Annotated in this window: 19 protein-coding genes and 3 pseudogenes; 17 read left to right on the top strand and 5 right to left on the bottom strand. The window is 41.0% G+C overall.

The annotated features are described in order from the left end of the window. The first annotated feature begins 9 nt into the window (after window positions 1-9). From ACRBG0_RS10600 to ACRBG0_RS10520, 17 genes and pseudogenes are all read left to right on the top strand, one after another. Window positions 10-666, top strand: a complete 657-nt coding sequence (locus tag ACRBG0_RS10600) for a class I SAM-dependent methyltransferase (RefSeq protein ID WP_431486866.1) — start codon at window positions 10-12, stop codon at window positions 664-666. Further along, complete coding sequence (locus tag ACRBG0_RS10595) at window positions 663-1,364, top strand: DUF2231 domain-containing protein (RefSeq protein WP_431486865.1); 702 nt, start codon at window positions 663-665, stop codon at window positions 1,362-1,364. The genes ACRBG0_RS10600 and ACRBG0_RS10595 overlap by 4 nt, the downstream gene beginning before the upstream one ends. A 40-nt stretch (window positions 1,365-1,404) precedes the next feature. Further along, complete coding sequence (locus ACRBG0_RS10590) at window positions 1,405-1,971, top strand: DUF2911 domain-containing protein (RefSeq protein ID WP_431486864.1); 567 nt, start codon at window positions 1,405-1,407, stop codon at window positions 1,969-1,971. A 1-nt stretch (window position 1,972) separates the two neighbouring features. Beyond that, window positions 1,973-3,652: pseudogene (locus ACRBG0_RS10585) on the top strand (multicopper oxidase domain-containing protein); the annotation flags it as partial. 2 nt (window positions 3,653-3,654) lie between these two features. Next, window positions 3,655-4,290: pseudogene (locus ACRBG0_RS10580) on the top strand (multicopper oxidase domain-containing protein); the annotation flags it as partial. A gap of 150 nt (window positions 4,291-4,440) precedes the next feature. After that, window positions 4,441-4,701 (top strand): heavy metal-binding domain-containing protein, encoded by a 261-nt coding sequence (locus ACRBG0_RS10575; RefSeq protein WP_020534835.1) that lies wholly within the window; start codon window positions 4,441-4,443, stop codon window positions 4,699-4,701. An 88-nt stretch (window positions 4,702-4,789) separates the two neighbouring features. Next, window positions 4,790-5,416 carry a Crp/Fnr family transcriptional regulator gene (locus ACRBG0_RS10570; protein WP_431486863.1) on the top strand — a complete coding sequence of 209 codons (627 nt, stop codon included), beginning with the start codon at window positions 4,790-4,792 and terminating at the stop codon, window positions 5,414-5,416. Between the two features lie 38 nt (window positions 5,417-5,454). Further along, complete coding sequence (locus ACRBG0_RS10565; RefSeq protein ID WP_431486862.1) at window positions 5,455-5,721, top strand: DUF5676 family membrane protein; 267 nt, start codon at window positions 5,455-5,457, stop codon at window positions 5,719-5,721. Window positions 5,722-5,777: 56 nt separating this feature from the next. Beyond that, on the top strand, window positions 5,778-6,032 hold the full coding sequence (locus ACRBG0_RS10560; protein WP_431486861.1) for a hypothetical protein: 255 nt from the start codon (window positions 5,778-5,780) through the stop codon (window positions 6,030-6,032). Continuing rightward, a complete protein-coding gene (locus ACRBG0_RS10555; protein WP_431486860.1) occupies window positions 6,029-6,232 on the top strand; it encodes a DUF305 domain-containing protein in 204 nt (67 codons plus the stop codon). Before ACRBG0_RS10560 ends, ACRBG0_RS10555 begins: the two co-directional genes overlap by 4 nt. Before the next feature lie 47 nt (window positions 6,233-6,279). Continuing rightward, window positions 6,280-8,289 carry a copper-translocating P-type ATPase gene (locus ACRBG0_RS10550; RefSeq protein ID WP_431486859.1) on the top strand — a complete coding sequence of 670 codons (2,010 nt, stop codon included), beginning with the start codon at window positions 6,280-6,282 and terminating at the stop codon, window positions 8,287-8,289. After that, on the top strand, window positions 8,286-8,855 hold the full coding sequence (locus tag ACRBG0_RS10545) for a helix-turn-helix domain-containing protein (protein ID WP_431486858.1): 570 nt from the start codon (window positions 8,286-8,288) through the stop codon (window positions 8,853-8,855). The genes ACRBG0_RS10550 and ACRBG0_RS10545 overlap by 4 nt, the downstream gene beginning before the upstream one ends. Window positions 8,856-9,054: 199 nt before the next feature. After that, window positions 9,055-10,023: an MbnP family protein gene (locus ACRBG0_RS10540; RefSeq protein ID WP_431486857.1), complete on the top strand. Its 969-nt coding sequence runs from the start codon at window positions 9,055-9,057 to the stop codon at window positions 10,021-10,023. An 18-nt stretch (window positions 10,024-10,041) separates the two neighbouring features. Continuing rightward, window positions 10,042-11,055, top strand: coding sequence for a cytochrome-c peroxidase (locus ACRBG0_RS10535; RefSeq protein ID WP_431486856.1), 1,014 nt, complete (start codon window positions 10,042-10,044; stop codon window positions 11,053-11,055). A gap of 10 nt (window positions 11,056-11,065) precedes the next feature. Then, window positions 11,066-12,160, top strand: a complete 1,095-nt coding sequence (locus ACRBG0_RS10530) for a cytochrome-c peroxidase (protein WP_431486855.1) — start codon at window positions 11,066-11,068, stop codon at window positions 12,158-12,160. Window positions 12,161-12,402: 242 nt separating this feature from the next. After that, window positions 12,403-14,658 carry a heavy metal translocating P-type ATPase gene (locus ACRBG0_RS10525; RefSeq protein ID WP_431486854.1) on the top strand — a complete coding sequence of 752 codons (2,256 nt, stop codon included), beginning with the start codon at window positions 12,403-12,405 and terminating at the stop codon, window positions 14,656-14,658. Window positions 14,659-14,665: 7 nt separating this feature from the next. Then, window positions 14,666-14,875: a heavy-metal-associated domain-containing protein gene (locus ACRBG0_RS10520; protein WP_431486853.1), complete on the top strand. Its 210-nt coding sequence runs from the start codon at window positions 14,666-14,668 to the stop codon at window positions 14,873-14,875. 44 nt (window positions 14,876-14,919) lie between these two features. On the opposite strand, the gene ACRBG0_RS10515 is transcribed toward ACRBG0_RS10520, so the two are convergent. From ACRBG0_RS10515 to ACRBG0_RS10495, 5 genes and pseudogenes are all read right to left on the bottom strand, one after another. Continuing rightward, the gene (locus ACRBG0_RS10515; RefSeq protein ID WP_431486852.1) at window positions 14,920-15,522 is read right to left on the bottom strand and encodes a recombinase family protein; all 603 of its coding nucleotides are present in this window, start codon (window positions 15,520-15,522) and stop codon (window positions 14,920-14,922) included. A gap of 11 nt (window positions 15,523-15,533) precedes the next feature. After that, entirely contained in the window at window positions 15,534-15,965 is a 432-nt protein-coding gene (locus ACRBG0_RS10510; RefSeq protein ID WP_020534865.1) for a PIN domain-containing protein, read from the bottom strand. After that, entirely contained in the window at window positions 15,965-16,195 is a 231-nt protein-coding gene (locus ACRBG0_RS10505) for a CopG family transcriptional regulator (protein WP_431486851.1), read from the bottom strand. Before ACRBG0_RS10505 ends, ACRBG0_RS10510 begins: the two co-directional genes overlap by 1 nt. A gap of 521 nt (window positions 16,196-16,716) precedes the next feature. Continuing rightward, window positions 16,717-16,935 (bottom strand): annotated as a pseudogene (locus tag ACRBG0_RS10500) (antirestriction protein ArdA); the annotation flags it as partial. Between the two features lie 2 nt (window positions 16,936-16,937). Continuing rightward, the coding region (locus ACRBG0_RS10495; protein WP_431486886.1) for an antirestriction protein ArdA at window positions 16,938-17,223 on the bottom strand (286 nt) is incomplete at both ends.

Raw genomic sequence — 17,223 nt, 5'->3', positions numbered from 1 at the left:
ACTAGTCTGATGAAGAAAAAGAAAAAATATACCCCAGCACTAGGTCATGATCAATTTACCAATTGGTATGACCAGGTGATTGCATGGACAATGCCAGAAGAAGAGTTTAGAACAAAATTAATTCAACAACTATCACCAAATCCTTCTGAACGTATTTTAGAGTTTGGTTTTGGTACTATAGAGAACCTTATCTACATCATTAGAGCAGAACCTAATGTGAATTATTCTGGATTAGATATTGATCCAAACGTAAAGGTTTTGGCTAAAGAAAAGCTTAGTAAGTTAAAATTTCTAGTAAAGGCAGAGCTTTCGCTTTATGAAGGCGGTGCATTTCCGTATGAAGACAATTCTTTTGATAAGGTATTTAGTTGTTTAGTATTTCACCAATTACAAAGAGAAGAGAAAGTTAATGCGCTAAAAGAAATCTATCGAGTACTTAAAAAAGACGGAATGATACTCATCTGTGATTGGGATAAGCCATCTAGCTTTCTTACAAGCTTAGGGTTTTATGCTGTACAAGTACTTGATGGTTTTGCAACCACAGCTGACAGTAGGAAAGGAATACTAATCGACTTAATGAAAGAAAGTGGCTTTTCTAACGCTAAGCATGTTGATGTAATCAATACCAATATTGGAACATTAAAATATATAATCGGTGCCAAATGAAATTTGTAAAAATGCTAATAATACATAAAAAATTACGCATCATTTTAGTGGGCTTGCTATTATTAATAGCAGGTTCACCTTTTGCGCACGGCGATGAAGGGCACAAAGCAAAACAGGACTCTGTTACAACAGATACACTGATAGAAACTACGACTGCAGTAGTAGCTCATCCGCATACAGATAACCATCTGATGGTTACAGAAAGTAAAATCGTAGATGCTTCGATGAGTGATTTTTCTAATCTACATCCTCTGGTTGTTCATTTTCCGATTGTCTTAGTTCTCTTGGCTGTACTAACCCAAATAGCTAGTTTATTTATCTGGAAAAAGCAGATGGACTGGGCTACCTTATTGCTTTTGTTCGGCGGTCTTTTGAGTGCTTACGTAGCTTCGGTTTTTGTGCATCCTCATACCACAGGACTTTCTGAGGCAGCATCAATGGTACTCGAAAAACACGACCAATTTGCTTACTACACGCTTTGGTTTAGTGGCATTGGACTCTTATTTAAAGTGATTAGTTTTTTATTGCTGAAGGACAAACTTTGGTTGGAACTGACAATTGTTTTATTACTTGCCAGTGCTGCGTTTAGTGTATCCAAAGCAGGGCATTATGGAGCTACGCTTGCTCATATACATGGAGTGGGTGTACAGGGCAAATTTATTGAATCTAATGATGTTCAACACAGCCATGAGCATTAAGACTTTTGGCTGAATTACTTCCTTAATTTAAAGACCAATTATGCGATTACTTATTATTTCTTCCTTATTACTATTGACCTCTTTCAGTTGCCAAAACAGCGCAGTCAATACAACTGATACTGATACTGCTCCCGCTAAAAAGCCGTTGAGTCCGCACGAAACGGCCATGATTATGATTGGCGATGCTCATATCCATCTGGATTATTCTTCACCCGGCGTTCGGGGGCGAACCATTTTTGGCGATCTGATTCCTTACGGGGAATTGTGGAGAGCAGGAGCCAACGATGCTACTTGGCTGGAAACGAACCGGGATTTATTAATCAACAATCAAGTTTTACCAGCAGGGAAGTACGGTTTTTTTGTTGTACCCAACATGGATAAGTGGACTATTGTTATTAACCGGCGCTGGGACCAGCATGGCACCGAAAAATATCAGGAAAATGAGGATGTACTGAGGGTAGATGTAAAGCCTGTTTTACTGACTGAGGTGAAAGAACATCTAATATATGAGCTTGTTCAAGTTAGTGAAGCTTCGGGGCTCTTAAGTTTAGTATGGGAGAAGGTTCGGATAAAACTACCATTTGCAATTAGTGAACTAAATCAATAACATGAGATACCTCGCAGGTTTTTATTTTTTATTTATTCAATTGAGCTTCCTGCTGGCCCAATCAGGCCCTTCTCAGGAGGGCAATATTGACAATTTGCCTGTTCGACAATACGAGCTCACCATTGAGCAAAAGGGAGTCAATATTACTGGAAAGGAAGTCATGGGGATGACCGTCAATGGTTCTATTCCGGGGCCGACATTACGATTTACAGAAGGTGAATATGCCGTGATAAAAGTAACCAATTTGATGGAGGTTGAAACCTCTGTACACTGGCACGGATTATTGTTACCCAATTTCTATGATGGCGTCCCTTATCTGAATACTCCTCCTATTAAGCCCGGAGAATCCTTTACTTACGAATATACAATTAAACAGTCTGGTACTTATTGGTATCATTCTCATACGATGCTTCAGGAACAAGCTGGTGTTTACGGTTCTATCGTCATCGAACCTAAGGAAAAAAAACTGGAATACGATACTGATTTGGTAATTGTACTCTCGGACTGGACCAATGATAAGCCCATGCAAGTATTACGCAACCTGAAAAGAGGGAATGAATGGTTTGGCATCAAAAAAGGTACAGCTACACCACTCAATCAGGTCATTGCTAGAGGTGCGCTGGGCGCTCAGTTCAATTTCTGGAAACAGGGTATGGAGGGTGCCGACATTGCCGATGTGTACTATCCTGCTTTTCTAACCAATGGCCAGCCTAGTCAAGATTACCCGGATTTTGAAGCAGGAGAAAGAATTCGTTTGCGATTTATCAATGCTGCTGCTTCTACGTATTTCTGGCTGACCTTTGGGGGGGAGGACCCCTTGTTGGTGGCAGCTGACGGCTTAAATGTAGTTCCTGTAAATAGGAATAAAACGTTGATTGCCATTGCGGAAACCTATGACTTTATCATCACTATTCCAGAGAATGGAAAGTTGGAAGTCAGAGCGATGGCTCAAGACGGCTCAGGATTCACCAATAGCTTTTTGGGGAAAGGAGAGGTAATTCCAGCCCCTGTAGTACCACGGCCAGACAAAATTGGAATGATGAAAATGATGGCCCAAATGGATATGAAAATGGGTGCTCCCGCTCTTAAATATCGTCCTGGCATGGATGAACGTTTCGAAATGAAAGAGACATACGGTATGCAGATGAATGCAGAGAAGGGAATGAAAGGCATGGCTGGTATGAAACATCACGACAACAAAAAGGCTGCCGAAGCTCCACAGAAGGATTCTATGCAGATGGGACAGATGGATATGCCCAAGGGAGACGCACCCATGAGAGAGATGGAAGCAGGGGAGGTGCCGATGACAGGAATGAGCATGTATAGTGAGTTCAACTACGATTATTTACGATCCACTGCTGAAACAGTATTTCCAGAAGATTTACCAGTAAAGGAGGTCTTACTTAATCTGACGGGCAATATGAATCGCTACGTATGGAGTATGAACGGTGTGCCAATATCGGAAACGGATGAAATAAAAATAGCCCAGGGTGAGGTAACGAGAATCCGGCTCAATAATCTGACGATGATGCACCATCCTATGCATTTACACGGTCATTTTTTCCGTGTTCTTAATAAAAATGGCAGTTATTCTCCCCTTAAACATACCGTCAATGTACCTCCGATGCAAGAGGTGACGATTGAATTTTATGGCAATGAATACGGAGATTGGTTCTTTCATNNTACCATATGATGGGCGGGATGGCGAGGGTTTTTAGCTATGACACACCTCGTGATGAACGGATGGAGCCGTACCCTATAGAAGAAATCATCAAAGAAACGGATTTGTTCTATACCTGGGGAATGGTTGATCTTGCTTCACAGATGACAGCTCTGAATGTAACCTCGGCTAATATTCGTAATCAGTTCAATCTAAATGCGGAATTTGGGTATAATAACAATATGGAGGCAGAGGTCTCCTACGAGCGGTACCTCTATGATTATGTTCGAGTTTTTGGGGGTGTCAATGTGGAAAATACAATTCCTGATAATTTGGACTCGCTTAGTATTACTGCCGTAGCCGGGCTAAGATTTTTAACACCCTATCTCTTTAATCTGGATGTTAGAATAGACGATCGATTACGTCCTCGAATAGGAATAGGAAGGAGTGTTATGATTTTTCCCAGCCTTTCTGTTTTTGGCTATTATGAATACCAGGCTGATTTTGGAGTGATTACCGATTTTGAGAACCAGGTCAATTATGAATCTGAAACGGTATGGAGTGCAGGACTAGAGTACTTATTGGGAAAAAATATTTCACTACTGGCCAGTTATGACAATCGATTTGGAGCTGGTGGTGGATTAAGTTTAAGATTTTAAAAAACGGACAATATGAAACAGTGTTGTCAAACCAATGATAAGCCTTCGAAGGTTAGAGTGCTATATAACAAGCTTATAAAGCTGATTCTTGTCCTTTTGTTGCTTGCAATTATTGTCTCTTACATCAATTGTTAATCTAAAAATATTAAGATGAAGACTTTAAAAATTATGTTTTTGACACTATCACTGCTGGGAATAGGTGTTGCCTTTAGTGCCTGTGGTGGTAGTAGTCATGCCGATGAAATGAAACAACAAACTAAAGAATACACCTCTGCTTATGTATGTCCAATGCACTGCGAAGGAAGTGGAAGCGAAGAACCCGGTAAATGCCCCGTTTGTGGGATGGAGTATGTGGAAAATGAATCTCACAATTCTGAGGGTGCTGCTGGTCATGAAGGACATGACCATTAAGGTACTTAAAGGGAGGTCTTATAAAATAATTCCTCCCCTAGTTTTAGAACCAATTGTTGATGTTTATCAAAGAACAAGATTTTCTAAAATGACCAACCTTCCACGGAAGTCTTCTTTGAAGCCTCAGGTATTGACCAAAGGAGCTTTTATCTACAGTGAAGGTGATCCGGCAAAGTACTTGTTTACGGTACTCAAAGGAAGAGTAAAACTACTAAAGAGAGGGAAGAGAGGCAGTACTCGTAATGTCATTTTAAGAGTTGTTCAACCTAATGAGAGATTTGGAATACTTGATTTTTTTGATGCTTCACATGTTCGCCGGTACGACGCAGTGAGTATGGACGATGAGGTAATATTAAGCCTCACTTTATTTTCTGACTTCAAGGTGGTGTTAGACAACGATCCACAGTTACAAATGAGGCTATGCCAGGAGTTTCTGCAAATGAGTAATAAGTTATGGTTTACCTATAAAAATTTACTCCTCAATCGTACCATCAAAAAGGTCACTGTTACACTAAAAAACCTTGCTTCTTCCTATGGAGAGAGGACAGAGGACGGAGTAGAAGTACAAGGGTATACACATCAGGAATTGGCTGAAGTGATTGGGATATCCCGCCAAAGTGTGTCAACGTCATTAGCTTATCTGCAAAAAGAAGGATTTCTTCGCTACCAAAGATCAAGCTTTGAAATACTAACTTCTGTAAAAAAGAAGAACTGAGTTTTTACAATTACAGCAAAACTATTTAAAATTTAACTATGAAAAATTTACAGCAAAATAAATTCGCCATTGCATCAGGGGGAGCCTCCGTAGTTATTTACCTAGGCTGTTTTTTGGTTATGCAATTATTGGGAACAGAGAGCCTCGTTAAACTTTCGAACCTCTTGTTTCACGGAATGGACTTTTCAACTATTATCCGGACGGATATTTCATTCCTTGAAACCTTGATAGGAACTGCGGCCTCATTTGTTTTCTGGGCTGTTATTGGTTATGTAGTTGCGTTCATTTACAATAAATTGAATTGAATGAACAGTCTTTACACTTTAGTAATCAATATTAAATCAACTTAACAATAATAACTATGAATCCTTACTTGAAATTTGGTCTAATGCTGCTAACTAGCTTCCTTATCATGTATGCCGTGATGTACCTTAATGTAGATCAGCTCGACCATATCTACACCGCTCAATCGCGGACCTATATGACTATATTGATGATTGTACCCATGGCTATCTCTATGCTGCTATTTATGTGGGGGATGTATAAAGACAAGCGGCTCAACTACCTAATTCTGGGGGAGCGGTACTCATTGGCGTTTTCACATTCTACATTTTGAGAGAGCAGACTTTTGTAGATGACAAAGCCTGGATGCGAGCCATGATTCCCCATCACAGTTCAGCAATCATGGTCAGTCAGTCGGCTAAGCTCAAAGACCCGGAAGCTATAGAACTGGCAAAAGAAATCATCGAGGCTCAAAAACGGGAAATTGCACAGATGAAGAAAATGTTATACCGCTTAGAACAGAGTGGCCAATAACTAGCACTATAATTAGCGTGCGACTATAAAAGTAAACTAAACAGAAAATGGATCACCAACATCAACACGATTATCATTCAACAGATCAAGTAACCCAACATGACAAGAAACACGATCATCATGACCATCACCGGATGATGATCAATGATTTCAGGCGCAGGTTTTGGGTGTCACTTGCACTCACGCTACCTGTTTTGTTGTTGGCACCTATGATCCAGGAATGGCTCCATTTGGATTGGAGTTTTACTGGTGATCGTTGGGTCTTATTTGGCTTGTCTAGCATTATCTACTTCTATGGCGGATGGCCTTTCTTAAAAGGCTTGGCTGAAGAACTTGACAAAAGAACACCGGGAATGATGACCCTCATCGCGGTAGCTATATCAGCTGCCTACCTTTACAGCTCAGCGGTAGTTTTTGGCTTGGAAGGCAAGACTTTTTTCTGGGAACTGGCCACCTTAATTGATGTGATGCTGGTAGGGCATTGGATTGAGATGCGTTCAGTTTTAGGAGCTAGCAAGGCCCTAGAAGCCTTGGCTGCGCTAATGCCAGACGAAGCCAACTTAGTTCACGATGATCACGTGATGAAAGTAAAAGTCAGCGAACTCAAGCCTGGCGATATTATCCTCATCAAGCCTGGTGAAAAAGTCCCTGCCGACGGTGTGATTGTAGAAGGGGAGAGTGAGATAAATGAAAGTATGCTGACAGGTGAAAGCAAGCCAGTTAGTAAGACAGTAGACAATACTGTCATTGGCGGTGCGATCAATGGAAGTGGTTCCATAAAGATGGAAGTAAAGGGAACGGGAGAAGAGAGCTACCTGTCCAAAGTAATCAACATGGTGCAAGAGGCACAAGGGCAAAAATCTAAAACGCAGCGGTTGGCAGATAAAGCGGCGTTTTGGCTCACCATCATTGCCTTAGTAGCAGGGTTCGGTACTTTTACTGTATGGCTAATGCTGGGCCGTGAGTTATCCTTTGCATTAGAACGAATGGTAACCGTGATGGTCATTTGCTGTCCACACGCACTAGGTTTAGCCATCCCTCTAGTCGCTGCAATTTCAACCAGTATGTCTGCTAAAAATGGCCTACTCGTCCGAAACAGAACCGCTTTTGAAAATGCTCGTAAAATTACGACTATCGTTTTTGATAAAACGGGTACGCTTACCAAAGGGTCTCACGAGGTAATGCGCATAGTGTCCTTGTCCAATCAATGGAATGAGGAAGAATTGTTACGCTACTCAGCGTCTGTCGAAAGCCCTTCAGAGCATCATATCTCTAAAGGGTTAGCACGGAAAATTAAAGCAAAAAAGCTTGAATTATACACGGTGCAAAACTTCAAATACCAATCAGGAGTAGGTGTGAGTGGTACCGTTAATGGTAATCAGGTCAGTGCAGGAGGCTATCTTCTTTTGGAACAATTAGAAATAAGTGTACCAGAAGATAAGGATGAAGGGATTGAAACTAAGATTTTCATTGTTGTGGATAAAGAGCTAATCGGGTTTATCACTTTCGCAGATGAGATTAGAGAAAGTTCCGCTCCGGCTATTAAAACGCTTCAGGAAAACGGTATTAAAGTCTCTTTACTTACGGGAGATAATGAAAAAGTAGCAGCAGCAGTTGCTCGTGAATTGGGTATGGATGATTATATGGCTGAGGTTCTACCGGAGCAAAAACAAGCTAAAATAAAGGCTTTACAGCAGGATGGCGAATTCGTAGCCATGACTGGTGACGGCGTGAATGATGCTCCTGCTCTGGCGCAAGCAGATGTTGGAATTGCGATTGGGTCGGGAACGGATGTAGCTGCGGAAACCGCCGACATTGTACTGGTAGACAGCGATCCAAAAGACATCGCTAATTTAATCCTATTTGGTAAAGCGACATATCGCAAGATGATACAAAATTTAGGCTGGGCAACTGGTTACAATCTTATTGCGTTGCCTTTAGCAACAGGATTTGTTCCTGGTTTGATGATTAGCCCTGCTTTTGGTGCAGCATTAATGAGTATAAGTACTGTAGTCTGTGCTGTGAATGCTCAGTTACTTAAAAAAGACTTACAATGACAACAACAGTATTAGCCATCAAAAATATGGTTTGTGATCGCTGTATCAAACTGGTTCGAGAACAATTGCAAGAACTTGGCCATACACTAAAGAGCATTGAACTTGGTCGAGTTGAGGTGGTAGGCGAACTACACGAGACTGCATACGTAATAATCAGTGAAATGCTATCAGAAAATGGCTTTGAGCTTATGAATGGTGCAGATGCTGAGACTATTGAAAAAATAAAAAAACTGATACTCGATCACTTGCATAATGGCCCCCAAAAGCCGGAAAAAATGAATTTTTCTACCTATCTGGAAAAGGAAGTGGGAATGAATTATTTCAGCCTTTCCAAACTGTTTTCTACTACGGAATCTATAACAATTGAGCGTTACATTATTTTGCAGAAAATAGAAAGGGTCAAAGAATTGTTGATTTATAATCAAATGAGTCTTAGTGAGATTGTCTTTGAGTTACAGTATAGTAGTATTTCTCATCTATCTCGGCAATTTAAAAAAATAACAGGGCTTACGCCTACTGCTTTCAAAAAAAGTGGCAAGGGAAGAAAATCTTTAGACAAGCTCTAGTGGCCTGCCTCTTAAATAATTATACCTAAAAAACCTGATAAAACGCAGCTTTTAGGCAAGAACAACGATCAATTGTTTCGGACTATTCGGGCTGATGCCAAGATAAGGCAAAACAAAACCAAAGAAATACAAAATAATATTTTGCAAAATTCTTAATCTTTGCGTCTTTAAATATTCCTCAAATCATAAATTAAATATTATGAAAACAAGCCTACTAACTATTTGTCTTTTTTTATTTGGCAGCCTGTTCCTTTTTTCTCAAACTAATATAACGCTAAACATTCATCATAAATTAGGGGATGCAGATTTTGCGATGGGAACAGAAGTAGTCAACAACATTGAAAGTAATTTTGACTTTACACGTTTAGAGTATTATATCGCAGAAATCTCCCTGATTCACGACGGAGGTCAGGAAACTAATATTGAAAATATCTACATGCTAGTGGATGCTAACGAAGAAACTTCTCAGGCATTAGGTGAGTTAGCTATCACTAATGTTGAAGCTATTCGGTTCCACGTAGGAGTAGATGAGGCAAATAACCATGCCGACCCAGCTGGTTTTGGTAATGGTCATCCTTTGGCTCCTCAGTTCCCTTCCATGCACTGGGGCTGGGCTGCTGGTTATCGTTTCGGAGCCTTCGAGGGAAATAGTGGCACCAGTATGAATCAGACTTGGCAGATTCACGCTCTGGAAGATGAAAATTACTTTCAAACGGAAGTAGCATTGGAATTGGCGGCTGATAACGGAGAACTAGTAATCGACTTAGATGCGGATTATATTCGTTCTATGGAAGATATAAACCTAAACAGCGGACCGATTACTCACGGAGGGTTCGGTGAAGCCATCACCGCTTTACGAAATTTTCAAGAGCATGTTTTCACGGCTTCTGATCTTGTCAGTAATAACGAGGATGTGCAGATCGTCCGTAACGTCAAACTTTACCCCAATCCGTCAACCACACAGCGTAGTAGTCTTTATATTTCTACGGATACTGAAGAGCTTTATCAGTTGACGATAACGAATGCACAGGGACAAGTGATCACGCAGATGGATCAAGTGAGTAGTAATACAGAAATTAATCTCACCTTAGCTACTGCCGGAGTATACTTTGTCAGCCTACAGCAAAATGGTAAAACTTTGAGAGCTGAACGCTTAGTAATACAATAAATCAACCGCTAAGGAGTGATGAAAAGGTATATTTTCTTCGGAATGATCTTCCTGTTGCTAGTAGCCTGCCAGCAAGAAGAACCTGTAGTGAATATGCCTTTTCCTCTTTTGATGGAAATACCCGATGGATTTCCGGATATCCCATCCACGGAAGAGAATGAATTTACTGAGCAGCGTTGGAAACTGGGAAAGCACTTGTTTTTTGACCCAATTATGTCGGTAGATTCCTCTATTAGTTGCGCCTCTTGCCATCAGCCGGAACTGGCATTTAGTGATGACATTGACTTTAGTCTGGGAGTAGATCAGCGTCTGGGTACACGGAATTCACCTAGTTTAGCAAACGTTGCTTATCACCCTTATTTGACCCGTGAGGGGGGCGTGCCTACTTTAGAAATGCAAGTCTTGGTACCTATTCAGGAACACAATGAATTCGACTTTAATATTGTCTTGCTAGCAGAACGTTTACAAGCCGATAGCATGTATGTGCAGATGGCACTAAATGCGTATGATCGACAACCTGATCCATTTGTCATCACACGAGCTTTGGCTTGCTTTGAACGCAGCTTATTAAGCGGTAATAGTCTCTATGATCAACATAATCGTGGTGAAGTTAGTCTCTCACCACCAGCGTTGCGAGGCAAAGAGCTATTCTTTAGTGAACGTATTCAATGCAGTAATTGTCATGGTGGGTTCAATTTTACCAATTATGATTTTGCGAACAATGGTCTTTACACCAATTATTCGGATGAGGGACGGTTTCGGTTAACAGGAGAAGATCAGGATCGGGCAGTTTTTAAGGTACCCTCTCTTCGCAATATAGAACTTTCCGCGCCGTATATGCACGACGGTTCATTAAGTACCTTAGAAGCTGTTATAGCTCATTATAATAGCGGTGGCAAAGAACATACTAACAAGAGTCCTTTTCTGCAACCTTTGCTGTTGAATTCGCAGGAAAAAGAGGATTTAGTCGCTTTTTTAAAAAGCCTAACGGATTATTCTTTTATAGAAAATCCTATTTTCAAACAAGAGTAATGTTTACAAAATGAAATTCAGATACCTATTCTTTCTTTTGAACCTAATTGGCGTTTTTTGTTTAATTGCTTGTGGTGATGACGACAGCATGGATGAGATTCCACCAGAATATGATGACACACCTTATATCTTAGAATATGGCAGTTTACCTGATCCAGAGCTCCCCCAAGACAATATCTTAACGGAACAGAAGGTACTACTGGGAAGAATGCTTTTCCACGAAACCTTGCTAAGTAAGGATGGTAGCCAAGCTTGTGCCTCCTGTCATTTACAGGCTGACGGTTTTTCTGATCCTGACCGATTCTCGATTGGTGTAGAAGGACTGGAAGGTAAACGTCAAGCTATGCCCGTTTTCAATATGGCTTGGCATACGAACGAGTTCTTTTGGGATGGTAGGGCGAATTTGTTACGCGACCAAGCTTTAAAGCCCATTCAAGACCCGTTGGAAATGAACGAAACACTGGATAATGTAATTAGTAAACTGAGCGCAGAAAAAACGTATCGAGACCAATTTGTACGCGCCTTTGATTCTGCAATGATAACGGAAGAAAAAATGGCACTTGCCCTAGAGCAATTTATGTTAAGTATTGTATCTTATAACACCAAATACGACCGCTACCTAGCAGGAGAAGAAGCTTTGACGGAAAGCGAAGAAAGAGGCCGGATGTTATTTGAAACGGAATACAATCCTTTCTTTCCAGAGTTTTCGGGAGCAGATTGTGTCCATTGTCACGGGGGTAAAAATTTCGAAAATGACCAATACATGAACAATGGTTTAGATAGTGATACTGACTTCACCGATTTAGGCCGCGAAGATGTAACATTAAACCCTGAAGACCGAGCTAAATTTAAAGTGCCTAGTTTGCGCAATGTAGCCCTTACTGCTCCTTATATGCACGATGGCCGTTTTCAGACATTGGAAGAGGTAGTTGATCATTACAATGAAGGAATCCAGAGTTCTTCTACGGTAGATCCAACAGTAGAGAACACTCGCGAAACAGGACTCTTCCTTACAGAACAAGATAAAGAGGACTTAATCAATTTTTTACATACTCTCACGGATGAAGTGATGATTAATGAACCAGCTTATCGATCTCCTTTTTAGTGAACTGGTGAAACTTCAATTATACAACCTAACCAAATGAGAAAATGAAGATTAAGCTAAGTGCTGCTGATTAATACAGCAGTAAATGTGATTAAAGACTATCAGTGAAAAGACTACTGTCCATTTTTTTGACGAGGTTCAGAATGCAGTCGTATTGACCAAGATTAGACAAAACATAACCAACAAGCTATAACACATCCTGCTTAACATCAGCCGATCTTTGCACTATAAAAGATAGAAATATGAGTGCAGAGGTTATCATGGAAAATAAAAATGATAGAAAGCAGTCTAAAGACCGTTTTCCCGTCACGGGGATGAGTTGTGCATCTTGCTCAGCCAGTGTGGAGTCTATCCTGAATCAACTACCGGGAGTACATGAAGCCTCGGTAAACTTTGCCAATGCTACAGCTACGGTAGAATTTGATAATTCCATTATCAGTCAACAAGAGCTACAGGCGGCACTACAAGCGGTAGGTTATGACCTGATCTTAGGAAATAATGATTCCAATTCATTAGTAGAGCAGGAGGATCGGGCTACACAATCCTATCAGAAAGCGTTGCGTAAAACGATCTGGGCCGCTGTACTAACACTTCCGGTTTTTATCCTTGGTATGTTTTATATGCACTGGGTTCCAGGTAGATGGATTTCACTGCCTCTCAGTGCGATAGTGCTATTCTGGTTTGGGCGTGATTTCTTTATTGGTGCGTATCGGCAAGCTAAATTCGGTAAGGCTAACATGGACACACTGGTAGCCTTGAGCACAGGGATAGCTTTCTTCTTTAGCTTGTTCAATACCCTCTTTCCTGACTTTTTTATTTCCCGAGGCTTTGAGAGCCACGTATACTACGAAGCGGCGACCGTTATAATCACTTTCATTTCGCTGGGCAAATTACTGGAAGAACGAGCTAAATCGAATACTTCTTCTGCCATCAAAAAATTAATTGGATTACAACCAAAGACCGTACGAATTGTAGAGGACGGTATGGAAATCACTATTCCAATTGAACAAGTCAAGCGAGGACAGCATATAGTTATTAAGCCAGGTGAAAAAATACCGGTTGACGGTAGTATTATCACAGGGGACAGTTTCGTTGATGAAAGCATGATCACTGGTGAGCCGATAGCAGTGCACAAAACCGTTGGTGACACGCTATTTGCAGGTACGATTAACCAGAAAGGAAGCTTTCGATTTGAAGCGGAGAAGGTAGGGCAAGAGACATTACTTGCTCAGATCATCCAAATGGTGCAAGAAGCACAAGGAAGTAAAGCTCCCGTTCAGGGGTTGGTCGATAAGATCGCTGGAGTCTTTGTCCCCACAGTAATTGTGATTGCAATCATTACCTTCACGGCATGGATGATATTGGGTGGGCAGGATGCCTTTTTTCATGCATTACTAAATGCTATAGCGGTGTTGGTTATCGCCTGTCCGTGCGCGCTTGGTCTTGCTACCCCTACGGCTATTATGGTAGGGATTGGGAAAGGTGCAGAACATAATATTCTCATTAAAGATGCAGAAAGTCTGGAGTTAGGATACAAGGTTAATGCCGTTATTCTGGACAAAACTGGAACTATTACGGAAGGGCATCCAGAGGTACAGCGTACACACTGGACGGAGACCGCTACTTCATACGACAAAGGAGTCTTACGCCGCATAGAAGAACAGTCTGAGCACCCATTAGCCGAAGCGGTAATCAAGTATCTGGAGCAAGAAGGAACCCCAACGGAAGAAGTGACCAATTTCAATAGTATTACCGGTAAAGGTGTACGCGGGACAGGAGTGAAGGGAGTAACCTACTTCGTAGGTAATTTCAAATTGATAGCAGAGCACAATTTAGAGATCACTGCCGAAGTAACGCAAACTTACCAAGAGTGGAGTGAAGAAGGCATGACCGTCATTTTCTTTGCAAACCAAAAGACAGTGCTCGGAATACTGGGTATAACTGATAAGATAAAGCCTACTTCTGCTAAGGCCATTGCCCTACTACAAAAGCGAGGCATAGCTGTGCATATGCTAACCGGGGACAATGCTAGAACAGCCGCAGCTGTATCTAAGCTAGTAGGTATTACGAAATTCCAGGCCGAAGTAATGCCTAGTGATAAAGCAAATTATGTAAAGCAACTTCAACAGGAAGGCTATACAGTAGCCATGGTCGGTGATGGCATCAATGACTCGCAAGCTTTGGCACAGGCAGATGTTAGCATCGCAATGGGCAAAGGATCGGACATTGCTATTGATGTGGCAAAGATGACCCTAATTACGTCTGACTTAATGGCTATTCCTCAAGCACTGAAACTATCCAAGAAAACGGTAATTGGGATACGACAAAATCTATTCTGGGCCTTCATTTATAATTTAATCGGAATTCCGATTGCGGCGGGTCTACTGTATCCAATCAATGGGTTTGAGCTTGACCCCATGATTGCCGGTGCAGCGATGGCACTTAGTTCCGTGTCAGTAGTCACTAACAGCTTACGTTTAAAACAAATAAAAATTTGATCGAATCATGAAAGAGCTAAAATTCAAAACCAATATTAATTGTTCAGGTTGTTTATCCAAAGTGACTCCCATACTGGAAGCCAAAGAAGGCATCGATGTCTGGCAGGTTGATTTGCAGGATGATGACCGTACCCTAACGGTAAAAACAAGTGACTTAACGGAAGAAGAAGTACAGGCTGCCGTAGCAGAGGCTGGTTTTAGAGCAGAAGCGAAGTAGCAAATACAATTATTTTGAAACTATGCATTAAAGAGGAGCTACTATCAACGCGGGTTAGTCCGCTCCTCTTTTTGTCCAAGTTGGATGCCTCTATGCTTGAGTAATTTGTAGAATGTACTTCTAGCCACACCTAAATGTTGGCAGATTTGGCTTACTGATAGATTACCCTCTCGGTATAAAGTCTCTGAGATGATGGCTTTGTCCTTAGCTTGTTGAGATAAACCTTTGGGTCGCCCACCTTTTCGACCACGCGCGCGGGCAGAATCTAGTCCCGCTTTGGTGCGCTCACTGATGATGTCGCGCTCAAATTCTGCTAGTGCGGCAAACAGATGGAAAGTTAGTTTCCCTTGTGGAGTAGTGGTGTCAATAGCATCATTGAGCGATTTCAGACCCGCACCCTTGTCCTGTATCTCGGTGACAAGATTTACCAAGTCGCGCAGTGACCGCCCTAGCCTATCCAATTTCCAGATAATGACAATATCACCTTTACGTAGCTGATCTATCATTCGGCGAAGTTCTGGTCGGTCAGTTTTAGCACCGCTGGCTTTTTCTTCAAAAAAGAGTTCGCAGCCTTCTTTGGCCAAAGCATCTTTTTGTAAAGCGAGGTTTTGGTCTTTGGTGCTTACTCTGGCATATCCGATTTTCAAAATAAAACCTCCTAGAGCAAGACTATTATATCTTCTGGCTTTTCCATAAGGTATAATGATTTTACACCTTTATCAAAAGTCACAAACTTTAAGCTCTCACGATAAGCTAAACCTGTTAAATATGCATCAGTTAGCTGCTTGGAGTTTAACACATAATCAAAATTTATAGTGCCATCATCTAAAGGGTAACTATCAGCGATAAATTTATGATGAGGGTATATTTTTTTAAGTCTGCCAAAATACCCATTAACTATCTTCGGAGTTGAGCCTTCTAATCCATATGCAGGATTTGATAAAATCCTTACTATGCCATTCTCCGTTATTGGGCAAGTCGACCATCCATTTTCACAATTCTTACTTAACCAATCACTGGCAATAGAATGATGAATATGATCTTCATCAAGGATAGAAATCAATACATTAACATCAAGTAACCAACTCATTAGAAGCCTTCTTCTTCTCTGATCTTATTAATAAACTCATTGGTGATCTTCTTGCCCGTATTTCTTGTGGGTATTATTGGAAAATCTTCGGCCTCAAACTTTGGCAGCTCTCTATCTAATCCTTTTCTTACCAATTCTGAAATGGTATCACCTATCGAATTATTATTCGTTTGCGCCAGATGCTTTGCTATGATGTATACTTCATCATCTATGTTTAGGGTAGTTCTCATTTTTTAGTAAACCTCTCTTAATTACCACATCTGATGATATAGCATCAGATGCTATAAGTCAAGGTAATATGTACCGCAAAAGGATGCTAACCTACCTTTATCGTACTTTGATTTAGTAGACCAGTTTTTTGTACTGCTGGTGAAAGAAAAAGTGGAAAATCGAGGTTGCTTGATTAGTGTTCGGGAAAACGGTCGTTTTTGTGGACACTGTTTAGACTGGAACATTTCTGCTTGAAGAAACGTATAAGTAAATATTGCCTAGATGGGGCAGATTATTATCAAAGATTTTTAGTGCAAAACCCTAAGGGCCTCATGAAAATCATCTAAACATGATTCAGGTCTTTTTAAGCGATCCTAGTACAGTGATCGCTTTGTTAGGGCTTATCCTCGAAGTAATTCGTTTTGCTCGTGAACTTTATCAGGACAAAAAGGGATAATTCACTATTAAGAATGATTAGTAAGGAGAGCTCGACATAGTCGGGCTCTTTTCATTTTATACGAAATGATAGAAAGAAACCGTCCTAGATAGGACGGAAAACATGCCCATCTTCAATGAAGTATCCTTCCGCATCAAGATCGCGGGCATAAGCAGCGTAGTCAATATAAGTGCGGAGACTTTCGGGAATCGAGTGAGCGTAGAGTTCATCAAAAGTTTGTGTGGCATAATCCAGGAAAGAGTCATACTCGCCTGCGTATGTATCTTCAAAGTTTGCTTTTGCAGATGCTAGATCATCAACGTTNNGCTTCACCGTGTTCGGATAATGCTTCCATTATACTGACGATAGTATCGAGACTTTCATATTCGGAAATTCGGATGCCGCCAAGTTCAAAGTCGTGGATGGCCCAATCCTCAGCTACTTCGCCGTATTGCTTGGTATAGGGACTGGTTTGGAGGATTTGGTTGATCTCTTCCAGGATATCGTCTTTGCTTAAGCCGTCGAGGTCGATCCATTTACCGTGAAGAATGCTTGCATTATAGTCTAATAAAGAGGCTACATAAATTTGGTAATTGTCTGTTGATGTATTTT

The sequence above is a fragment of the Lewinella sp. genome, from assembly GCF_050633125.1.
Taxonomy (GTDB): Bacteria; Bacteroidota; Bacteroidia; order Chitinophagales; family Saprospiraceae; genus Lewinella.
This window is presented reverse-complemented; position numbering and strand designations above follow the sequence as displayed.

Bases quoted from the DNA above. Each gene is read 5' to 3' on its own strand.
- ACRBG0_RS10510 (WP_020534865.1), bottom strand. From the start codon at position 15,965: ATGAGTTGGTTACTTGATGTTAATGTATTGATTTCTATCCTTGATGAA.
- ACRBG0_RS10540 (WP_431486857.1), top strand. From the start codon at position 9,055: ATGAAAACAAGCCTACTAACTATTTGTCTTTTTTTATTTGGCAGCCTG.
- ACRBG0_RS10505 (WP_431486851.1), bottom strand. From the start codon at position 16,195: ATGAGAACTACCCTAAACATAGATGATGAAGTATACATCATAGCAAAG.
- ACRBG0_RS10535 (WP_431486856.1), top strand. From the start codon at position 10,042: ATGAAAAGGTATATTTTCTTCGGAATGATCTTCCTGTTGCTAGTAGCC.
- ACRBG0_RS10575 (WP_020534835.1), top strand. From the start codon at position 4,441: ATGAAGACTTTAAAAATTATGTTTTTGACACTATCACTGCTGGGAATA.
- ACRBG0_RS10595 (WP_431486865.1), top strand. From the start codon at position 663: ATGAAATTTGTAAAAATGCTAATAATACATAAAAAATTACGCATCATT.
- ACRBG0_RS10570 (WP_431486863.1), top strand. From the start codon at position 4,790: ATGACCAACCTTCCACGGAAGTCTTCTTTGAAGCCTCAGGTATTGACC.
- ACRBG0_RS10590 (WP_431486864.1), top strand. From the start codon at position 1,405: ATGCGATTACTTATTATTTCTTCCTTATTACTATTGACCTCTTTCAGT.
- ACRBG0_RS10550 (WP_431486859.1), top strand. From the start codon at position 6,280: ATGGATCACCAACATCAACACGATTATCATTCAACAGATCAAGTAACC.
- ACRBG0_RS10525 (WP_431486854.1), top strand. From the start codon at position 12,403: ATGAGTGCAGAGGTTATCATGGAAAATAAAAATGATAGAAAGCAGTCT.
- ACRBG0_RS10560 (WP_431486861.1), top strand. From the start codon at position 5,778: ATGAATCCTTACTTGAAATTTGGTCTAATGCTGCTAACTAGCTTCCTT.
- ACRBG0_RS10520 (WP_431486853.1), top strand. From the start codon at position 14,666: ATGAAAGAGCTAAAATTCAAAACCAATATTAATTGTTCAGGTTGTTTA.
- ACRBG0_RS10530 (WP_431486855.1), top strand. From the start codon at position 11,066: ATGAAATTCAGATACCTATTCTTTCTTTTGAACCTAATTGGCGTTTTT.
- ACRBG0_RS10565 (WP_431486862.1), top strand. From the start codon at position 5,455: ATGAAAAATTTACAGCAAAATAAATTCGCCATTGCATCAGGGGGAGCC.
- ACRBG0_RS10545 (WP_431486858.1), top strand. From the start codon at position 8,286: ATGACAACAACAGTATTAGCCATCAAAAATATGGTTTGTGATCGCTGT.
- ACRBG0_RS10600 (WP_431486866.1), top strand. From the start codon at position 10: ATGAAGAAAAAGAAAAAATATACCCCAGCACTAGGTCATGATCAATTT.